The sequence below is a fragment of the Pseudomonas sp. Ant30-3 genome, from assembly GCF_000690905.1.
Classification (GTDB): domain Bacteria; phylum Pseudomonadota; class Gammaproteobacteria; order Pseudomonadales; family Pseudomonadaceae; genus Aquipseudomonas.
In genome coordinates this window covers 1-8992 of record NZ_JMCL01000089.1, presented here as the reverse complement: position 1 = coordinate 8992, position 8992 = coordinate 1, and the positions used below count along the sequence as shown (strand labels likewise).

General features: G+C 58.6%; 7 protein-coding genes. 2 read left to right on the top strand and 5 right to left on the bottom strand.

What is annotated here, in order from left to right; translation table 11 throughout:
• The coding region (locus DU29_RS0120910; RefSeq protein WP_028623439.1) for an aldehyde dehydrogenase family protein at window positions 1-726 on the bottom strand (726 nt) is incomplete at its 3' end.
• A 195-nt stretch (window positions 727-921) separates the two neighbouring features.
• A complete protein-coding gene (betI, locus tag DU29_RS0120905; RefSeq protein ID WP_028623438.1) occupies window positions 922-1512 on the bottom strand; it encodes a transcriptional regulator BetI in 591 nt (196 codons plus the stop codon).
• A gap of 377 nt (window positions 1513-1889) precedes the next feature.
• On the opposite strand from betI, the gene DU29_RS0120900 reads away from it, so the two are divergent.
• Window positions 1890-3839, top strand: coding sequence for a BCCT family transporter (locus DU29_RS0120900; RefSeq protein WP_236645635.1), 1950 nt, complete (start codon window positions 1890-1892; stop codon window positions 3837-3839).
• 192 nt (window positions 3840-4031) lie between these two features.
• Here DU29_RS0120900 and choV read toward each other — a convergent pair whose 3' ends face one another.
• The 3 genes from choV to DU29_RS0120885 form a co-directional block, all read right to left on the bottom strand.
• Window positions 4032-5210 carry a choline ABC transporter ATP-binding protein gene (choV, locus tag DU29_RS0120895; RefSeq protein ID WP_028623436.1) on the bottom strand — a complete coding sequence of 393 codons (1179 nt, stop codon included), beginning with the start codon at window positions 5208-5210 and terminating at the stop codon, window positions 4032-4034.
• Window positions 5207-6052, bottom strand: coding sequence for a choline ABC transporter permease subunit (gene choW / locus DU29_RS0120890; RefSeq protein ID WP_028623435.1), 846 nt, complete (start codon window positions 6050-6052; stop codon window positions 5207-5209). Before choW ends, choV begins: the two co-directional genes overlap by 4 nt.
• A gap of 74 nt (window positions 6053-6126) precedes the next feature.
• The gene (locus DU29_RS0120885) at window positions 6127-7077 is read right to left on the bottom strand and encodes a choline ABC transporter substrate-binding protein (RefSeq protein ID WP_028623434.1); all 951 of its coding nucleotides are present in this window, start codon (window positions 7075-7077) and stop codon (window positions 6127-6129) included.
• 435 nt (window positions 7078-7512) lie between these two features.
• Here DU29_RS0120885 and DU29_RS0120880 point away from each other — a divergent pair, with 435 nt between their 5' ends.
• Entirely contained in the window at window positions 7513-8889 is a 1377-nt protein-coding gene (locus tag DU29_RS0120880; RefSeq protein WP_028623433.1) for an L-serine ammonia-lyase, read from the top strand.
• Window positions 8890-8992 lie beyond the last annotated feature (103 nt).

Here is an 8992-nt window from a genome sequence, read left to right as displayed (position 1 = left end):
TGAAGCGCTGGCCATGACCTTCTTGCCGGTGTCGGTACCGCCGGTGAAGGAGATTTTCTCGATGCGCGGGTGCTCTGTCAGCCAAGTGCCAACTTCACGGCCGCTGCCGGTCAATACGTTGAACACGCCTGCCGGCACGCCCGCTTCGGTGTAGATCTCGGCCAGTTTCAGGGTGGTCAGGGAAGTGACTTCGCTCGGCTTGAAGATCATCGCGTTACCGGCGGCCAGGGCCGGTGCGGATTTCCACAGGGCGATCTGGATCGGGTAGTTCCACGCGCCAATACCGGCGACCACGCCCAGCGGCTCGCGACGGGTGTAGACGAACGAAGTATCGCGCAGTGGAATCTGCTCGCCCTCGATGGCCGGCACCAGGCCTGCGTAGTATTCCAGCACATCGGCGCCGGTAACGATGTCGACGTACTTGGTTTCGGAGAAGGATTTACCGGTGTCCAGGGTTTCCAGGGCGGCCAGTTCATCGTTGCGCTCGCGCAGGATGTCGACGGCACGACGCAGGATGCGCGAACGCTCCATGGCGGTCATCGCAGCCCAGATTTTCTGGCCCTTTTCGGCGCTGACCACGGCGCGCTCAACGTCGTCTTTGGTCGCACGCTGAACGTTTGCGAGGACTTCACCGGTAGCCGGGTTGATGGCTTCGAAGGTGGCGTCGCTGCTGGCGTCAGAGTAGCCGCCATCGATGTAGAGTTTTTGCAGTTCGAAACGGGCCATAGTGTCCTCGCAAGTGCATAAGTGGTTGGGCTAAAAACTACTGCGCTCGGTAATACTGCGTTGAAAACTTCCTCGTAATGCTCATTGACTAAAGTCAACTCCGCTTACTCGTCAGTTTTCGCCTTGTCTTACCTTCGCTCGCTACGTTTTTAAACCGCGGTGTATTTCATTTTTTTGGCCTACGCACTTGTGTTTTCACACCTGCTTGGCCAATTGAAAATCCATGTATTCGTAAGCGATCCGGAGCGCCTGGGCAGTGTCGAAAGCATCTCCCGACAGCGCTCCGCGCAACCACAAACCGTCAATCAATGCGGCCAGGCCGCGAGCTGCACTGCGCGCATCATCGAGCGGCAATACACGGCGGAACTGGCAGCACAGGTTGGAATACAGGCGGTGATCGTTGATCCGCTGCAACCTGTGCAATGACGGGTGGTGCATGCTGGTGGCCCAGAAGGCCAGCCAGGTTTTCATTGCCGGGCCATTGACCTGGCTGGCGTCGAAGTTGCCTTCGATAATCACCTGAAGATGCGCTCGTGGGCTGTCATCTGTCAGCGCTTGACGACGCGCGGTGACGTTCTCGCTGAGGACACTCATCAGGTGCTGCGCCGTGGCAGCGATCAGGCCGTTCTTGTCCTGAAAGTAATGGCTGATGATGCCGTTCGAGACACCGGCCAAACGGGCGATCAGCGCAATGCTGGCATCTCCCATGCCGACTTGATCTACCGCCTGCATCGTGGCTTCGATCAATTGCTGACGGCGGATGGGTTGCATACCGACCTTGGGCATCTTGCACATCTCCTTAGGCCTTCCGGCAGACGACGTGCGTCTATCGGATTGAGGGCCAGTCTATTTTGTTTTGATTGAACGTTCAATCAACAAAGAATAAGCTCTGCGACAAATCGTCGCTGCTTACAGATTTTTCCTACGTGTAAATGGCGTAAATCCGACTCCCCAAACGGCTCGAAACCTGTACGCCTCGGCGCTTTCGCGGTTTCGGCCATTGTCGGGCTGTCTTTATATCACCCGTCCGTCGGCTGCCAATCACCGATGGTTCGGGTAATGCGTTGCCTTGCGTTCTTCTCTCGTACTGCCGGAGCCGCTGTGCCATGAGTTCTGCCTCTCTAATAAAGACCCCGCCCGAGAAGGTGACGGTTAACGGTTGGGTGTTTTACACCTCTACCGCATTGATTCTGCTGCTGACTGCCATCCTGATCATCGCCCCGCAAGAGGCCGGCAGAGTGCTCGCCACGGCTCAGGCCTGGTTGTCGCGCAGCTTCGGCTGGTATTACATGGTGGTGATCGCCGCTTACCTGGTGTTTGTAGTCGGCCTGGCGTTTTCGTCGTACGGCAAACTCAAACTGGGTAGCAAGGACGATACACCGGACTTCAGCTACGGCGCGTGGGCGGGGATGCTGTTCTCGTCAGGCATCGGCATTTCGCTGCTGTATTTCGGCGCATCCGAGCCGCTTGATCACTATTTCAATCCACCCGAAGGCGTGGCCGCCAGCGGCACCGCTGCGCGTCAGGCGGTGCAGCTGACCTTCCTGCACTGGGGCCTGCACGGTTGGGCGATTTATGCGTTGGTGGGTTTGGCGGTGGCGTATTTCGCTTACCGGCACAATCAGCCCCTGGCGCTGCGTTCGGCGTTGTATCCACTGGTGGGCGAGCGTTGGGTCAAGGGCGCAGCCGGCCATGCGGTGGACGGCTTTGGCATGTTCGTGACGCTGCTGGGGCTGGTGACCAACCTGGGCATCGGTTCGCTGCAAGTGTCCTCCGGGCTGGAAAACCTGTTCGGCATGGAACACAGCAACACCAACCTGTTGATCGTGATCATTGTGATGAGCACCGTGGCGACCATCGCTGCCGTATCTGGCGTGGAAAACGGCATTCGTCGGCTGTCCAACCTGAACATTGTGCTGTTCAGCGGCTTGCTGATTTTCGTCCTGCTGTTCGGGCCGACCTTGCACCTGCTTAACGGCTTTGTGCAAAACGTTGGCGACTACCTGAACGGCATCGTGCTGAAGACCTTCGACCTGTATGTGTACGAAGGCGACGGGCAGAAAACCGAGCGCTGGATGGGCCTGTGGACCTTGTTCTACTGGGCCTGGTGGATTTCCTGGGCACCGTTCGTGGGCATGTTCATCGCGCGTATTTCCCGCGGTCGTACCGTGCGAGAACTGGTCGCGGGCGTGCTGTTGATTCCGCTGGGTTTCACCCTGGCGTGGCTGTCGATTTTCGGCAACTCGGCCCTGGACCTGGTGATGAACCATGGTGCGGTGGAGCTTGGCAGAACAGCCCTTGAACAGCCGTCGATGGCGATTTATCAATTGCTCGAGCATTACCCGGCATCGAAGATTGTGATTGGCGTGTCGATTTTCGTCGGTTTCGTGCTGTTCCTGACCCCGGCGGATTCCGGCGCGGTGATGATGGCGAACCTTTCGTGCAAGGGCGGCAACGTCGATGAGGATGCGCCACACTGGTTGCGCATTTTCTGGTCGGTGGTGATCACCCTGGTGACCATCGGTCTGCTGTTTGCCGGTAACTTCGAAGCCATGCAGACCATGGTGGTGCTGGCCGGGCTGCCGTTCTCGGTGGTGTTGGTGGTCTTCATGTTCGGTTTGCACAAGGCCATGCGCCAGGACGTGCAGATCGAACAGGAGCAAGCCGAACTCGCCGCCCGTGGTCGTCGTGGTTTCAGCGAGCGCCTGACGCAACTGGACCTGCAACCGAGCCAGTCGATCGTTCAGCGTTTCATGGACAAGCAGGTCAGCCCGGCGCTGGAAGATGCCGCCGCGCAACTGCGTGGACAAGGCCTGGACGTGCAGACGTTGCTAGGCAAGGCCAAGCGCTGCATGGGCCTGCGAATCGAGATGGAGGAGGGCAATCCGTTTGTGTATGAGGTGAGCCTGGATGGGTATCTGGCGGCGGCGAGCGACACGGCGTTGGCGGAAAGTGCTGACGAAGCGCGCGCCCGTTATTACCGCGCCGAGGTTTACCTGCACAACGGCAGCCAGGATTACGACCTGATGGGCTTCACTCAGGAGCAGATCACCCGGGATGTGCTTGATCAGTTTGAAAGCCATCGCCAGCTTCTTGGGCGGGTTTATAGCTAAGGGCCGACTAATTGCTTTTGTAGGAGCCGGCTTGCTGGCGATGGCCGCGATGCGATAATCCTGCGAACCGCTATCGCCAGCAAGCCGGCTCCTACAGGATCGGGGGTTGACACAAAAACCAGTCATGCCGTCAATTCCTGTGCACAAACAAAAACGCCGCGATCCTCTCGCGGCGTTTTTGTGTGTGAGGGGTTAACCCAGATTCTTGCCCAGCAACGCGTGATACAGCTCGCTGTCGCCGAGGATCCCGACCACTTTGTTGTTGTCGTGCAACACCAGCTTGTTGCCCGTCTGATAGCGAATCTGCAACGCATCGCGCATGCCGATGTTGGAATCCACCAGCGTTGGCCGACGCCCCAGACCTTCTACCGCTTGCCCGGGAATCCAGTTCTGCAGGTCGAGGCTTTCACCGTTCTGGCGAGCGCCTTTGATGGTGTTGCCTTCGGCCAGGTCCAGCCACGAATCACCGCCCGGATCGAGGCAGACCGAACCGTTGATGCGTTTGCAGTTGTCCAGCGTGCGCATCAGGCTGCGACCGCACAGGACGTTCAACGGGTTGGTGTGCGCAACAAACGTACGCACATAATCGTCCGCCGGGTTGAGGACGATTTCTTCAGGTTTGCTGTACTGAATGATCCGTCCGTCTTTCATGATCGCGATGCGGCTGCCGAGTTTCAGCGCCTCATCAAGGTCGTGGCTGACGAAGACGATGGTTTTGCTCAGTTTGCGTTGCAGCTCCAGCAGTTCGTCCTGCAAGCCCTGGCGGATCAATGGGTCAAGCGCCGAGAACGGTTCGTCCATCAGCAAAATGTCGGCGTCCATTGCCAACGCACGGGCCAGGCCAACACGTTGTTGCATGCCTCCAGAAAGCTCATCGGGCTTCTTGTTGCGCCACTGGGTCAGGCCCACCAGTTCGAGTTTTTCATCGACCAGTTTCTTGCGTTCCTTTTCCGGGCGACCCTGCATCTCCAGACCGAAACTGATGTTCTCGCGCACCGTCAGCCACGGCATCAGGGCGAACTTCTGGAACACCATCGCGATGCGCTTGGTGCGCATCATCTTCAGCTCGGCCGGCGTGCAAGAGGCGATGTCGATCTGCTTGCCTTCGTGCTCGACGAACAACTTGCCACGGCTAACGGTGTTGAGCCCGTTGATGCAGCGCAGCAGGCTGGATTTGCCGGAGCCGGACAGGCCCATCAGTACGCAGATTTCACCTTTTTCGACGTCCAGGCTGGCTTTTTCAACGCCGACAATCTGCCCGGTCTTCTTCAGGATTTCATTGCGCGTCATGCCTTGATCAAGCAGTTTCAGCGCTTCACGCGGATCCTTGGTAAAGATTACGTCGACGTCTTCGAAGCGAATAATGCTCATGCGTCACCCCCTGCTTTAGCGTCGGGTTGTTTGCAGATACGGTCGAGCATGATCGCCAGCAGTACGATCGCCAGGCCGGCTTCAAAGCCCAGGGCGATATCAGCAGTGTTCAGTGCGTTGACCACGGGTTTGCCCAGGCCGTCGGCGCCCACCAGTGCGGCAATCACCACCATCGACAGCGACAGCATGATGCACTGGGTGATCCCGGCCGCGATGCTTGGCATGGCGTGGGGCAATTCAATCCGTGAAAGCAATTGACGACGCGAGCAGCCGAAGGCTTTGCCGGCGTCCATCAGTTCCTGGGGAACATCGCGAATGCCCAGGTAGGTCAGGCGGATCGGCGCGGCAATCGCGAACACCACCGTTGAAATCAGACCCGGGACTACGCCCAGCCCGAACAGGGTCAGGGTAGGAATCAGGTACACGAACGTCGGCACGGTCTGCATCAGATCGAGCACCGGCCGCATCACGGTGTAGAACATCGGTTTGTGCGCGGCGATGATGCCCAACGGCACGCCGATCAACACGCACACGAAGGTGGCGAACAGCACCTGGGCGAGGGTTTCCATGGTTTCCTGCCAATACCCCAGATTGAGGATCAGCAGAAAGGAGGCGATGACAAAAACGGTCAGTCCCCACTTGCGTTGAATGAAATGAGCGAGGAGCGCAATCAGGCCGATCAATGCCAGCGGATTGAACCAGGTCAGCGCGAACGTCACGCCGTGGATCATCGTTTCCAGTGACATGGCGATGGCATCGAAGGTGTCGGCGCCATTGTCCGTCAACCATTCAACGAAGCCCGCGATGTACTGGCCTAAAGGGATTTTCTGATCAATCAGCATGGTAGTGAACGTCCGCATGCAAGGAAAAAACAGCCCGGACGACAAGTCGCCCGGCGTAAGCGATGCTCCTGAATTCAAGGCTGAGCGAGCTTGGCTTTCACGGCCTCCAGGCCTGGTTTACCGTCAATGGTGGTTACGCCAGCGAGCCAGGTATCGAGCACCTGTGGATTCTTTTTCAGCCAGGCCTTGGCGGCCGCGTTAGGCTTTATCTTGTCGTCCAGGACGTTGCCCATCAGCGTGCTTTCCATGTCGAGGGTGAACGCCAGGTTTTTCAGCAGCTGTCCTACGTTGCTGCATTCCTGGGCGTAGCCCTTGCGGGTGTTGGTGAAGATGGTGGCCTGACCGAAATTCGGGCCGAAGAACTCGTCGCCGCCCGTCAGGTATTTCATCTTGAAGCGTGTGTTCATCGGGTGCGGTTCCCAGCCCAGGAACACCACAGCGGTTTTGCGGCGCTGGGCGCGATCGACTTGCGAGAGCATGCCTGCCTCGCTGGACTCGACCACCTTGAAACCGGCTTCTTTGAGGCCGAAGGCGTCCTTGTCAATCATGCTCTGGATCAGGCGATTGCCGTCGTTGCCCGGTTCGATGCCGTAGATCTTGCCGTCCAGTTCCTTTTTGAACTTGGCAATGTCGGCGAAATCCTTGAGCCCTTTGTTATACAACTCTTCCGGCACGGCGAGGGTGTACTTGGCGTTTTCGAGGTTGGCGCGCACGGTTTCCACGGTGCCGGCATCGCGGTAGGCCTTGATGTCGTTTTCCATGGTCGGCATCCAGTTACCGAGGAACACGTCCATGTTCTTGCCGTCGGCCAGGGATTTGTACGTCACCGGCACGGAAATCATCGTGGTTTTGGTTTTGTAGCCGAGGGCTTCGAGCACGACGCTGGTGGTGGCGGTGGTGACGGTAATGTCAGTCCAGCCGACATCGGAGAAATTTACGGTGCTGCATTGGGCCGGCTCTGCAGCTTGCGCCAGAGCCGGCAGACTTAGCATGGCGGCCAACAACAACGACGGGGAACCTTTCATGGATGGACTCCTTGGTGTTTTTTTTGGCAGTGTTCCGACTGGACCACCGCACTTATAGGTTGCGGTTGGATGGCGTTTTGAAGACATCTCTACCACGGCGCCTTGCAATCGAGTCGATACGATCATGTACCAGTGAAAATCTGACGCCTACAGGGAGCGTCGTAACCAGTACAGGGATGGTCGCATCCAGTGTCGGTGACGTCGTTTACAGCTTTTTTCAGCCCTGATCAGCGTGACGGATCAACAGAAAACGGCGAAAACGGCGCTTCACACCCGTGCGGCGTTAGTGGGCATGATTGCGTCGGTGTCAGACGCCGCACGACCTGGTAAAAGCCCGATGATGCGGCCATTCCGACGGATTGCAGCTTGAGCGTAGCAGCTCCGTCACCGGGCGCTTTTGCGCCTGGAGTTGGCACATCCTGGAGTTTTGCAGTCATGGCTATCAGCGTTTTCGACTTGTTCAAAATCGGCATCGGCCCTTCCAGCTCGCACACTGTGGGACCCATGCGCGCTGCAGCGCTGTTCGTGCAAGGTTTACGCGAGCAGGGTCTTTTGGAGCGAGTACGGCGCGTCGAAGTTCAGCTGTTTGGTTCGCTGTCCGCCACCGGCATCGGTCACGGCAGCGACAACGCGGTGATCATGGGCTTGATGGGCGAATGGCCGGACGCCATCGACCCGTCGCAAATCGGCATCCGCATTGCCACGCTGCGGGAAACCGACACGCTGCTGCTCGACGGTCGCTTTTCGGTGCCATTCACGTGGGCGCAGGACATGCGCCTGATCGATGAAAACCTGCCTTTCCACCCCAACGCCATGACCCTGGTTGCCGAAGGCGATGCCGGCGAACTGCATCGTAATACCTACTATTCCATCGGCGGCGGCTTTGTGGTTGATGAGGCGCAGGCGTCGAGTGGCGTGGTGGACCTCGATCGCACGGTGCTGCCTTACGATTTCTCAAGCGCGGTTGAACTGCTCAGCCTGTGTAAGCAGCACAACCTGCGCGTTGCCGAACTGATGATGGCGAACGAAAAGGTCTGGCGCAGCGAGGAAGACATCCGCGCGGGCCTTATGACGCTCTGGCGTGCCATGCAGGATTGCGTCGAGCAGGGCCTCAAGCACGAAGGCATCCTGCCGGGCGGCCTGAATGTGCGGCGGCGCGCGGCAAAACTGCATCGCAGTTTGCAGGAGCTCGGCAAGCCCAATGTGATCGGCTCGACACTCAGCGCGATGGAATGGGTCAACCTGTTCGCCCTGGCGGTCAACGAAGAAAACGCTGCCGGCGGGCGCATGGTGACGGCACCGACGAATGGCGCGGCGGGGATCATTCCGGCGGTGTTGCACTACTTCATGAAGTTCAGCGAAGTGGTGACCGAGGCTAATGTCGTTGACTACTTCCTCAGCGCTGCGGCGGTGGGGATCTTGTGCAAGAAAAACGCTTCTATTTCCGGCGCGGAAGTCGGCTGCCAGGGCGAGGTCGGCTCGGCCTGCGCCATGGCGGCGGCGGGGTTGGCGGAGATTCTGGGTGCTACGCCAGAGCAGCTGTGCAACGCAGCGGAAATTGGTCTGGAACACAACCTTGGGTTGACCTGCGATCCGGTGGGCGGGCTGGTGCAAGTGCCGTGCATCGAGCGCAATGCGATTGCCGCGGTGAAGGCGATCAATGCGGCGCAAATGGCGCTGCGTGGGGATGGTCAGCATTTCATCTCGCTGGATCGGGTAATCCGCACCATGCGCGATACCGGCGCGGATATGCATGATAAATACAAAGAGACGTCGCGGGGTGGGTTGGCGGTGAGTGCGGTTGAGTGTTGAGTCAGAGTGACCCTGTGGCGAGGGAGCTTGCTCCCGCTGGGTTGCGAAGCGACCCTAAAATTTTTACGGCTGCTGCGCAACCGAGCGGGAGCAAGCTCCCTCG